Here is a 263-nt window from a genome sequence, read left to right on the forward strand (position 1 = left end):
TGTCGGTGATGGACGGTTCTATCTTCCCGACTAGCTTAGGTGCAAACCCACAGTTGTCGATTTACGGCATCACCGCACGCAATGCCACCGCGCTGGCGCAAAAGCTCACCGATGGCAAAAGTTGATATTTCCTCGGCCGCATAAGTCAGTCGCTAACACTTATGCGGTCTAAGCCTAATGAGTCGTCTGCTAGCGTTACATGGCGCTAATGGGTAAATGGCCAGTTTTTACTAAGATAATGGTTTCCTCTTCGACAAAAGGAA

At 49.0% G+C, this 263-nt stretch carries 1 protein-coding gene; it reads left to right on the plus strand.

Annotation, left to right across the window (positions count from 1 at the left end; genetic code table 11):
- Nucleotides 1-8 precede the first annotated feature (8 nt).
- Nucleotides 9-125 (plus strand): hypothetical protein, encoded by a 117-nt coding sequence (locus B4920_RS31125; protein WP_368664746.1) that lies wholly within the window; start codon nt 9-11, stop codon nt 123-125.
- The last annotated feature ends 138 nt before the right edge of the window (nt 126-263 follow it).

The sequence above is a fragment of the Zoogloea sp. LCSB751 genome, from assembly GCF_002028455.1.
Classification (GTDB): domain Bacteria; phylum Pseudomonadota; class Gammaproteobacteria; order Burkholderiales; family Rhodocyclaceae; genus Zoogloea.

Excerpts from the sequence above, each read along its gene's own strand:
- B4920_RS31125 (WP_368664746.1), top strand. The coding sequence starts at position 9 with ATGGACGGTTCTATCTTCCCGACTAGCTTAGGTGCAAACCCACAGTTG.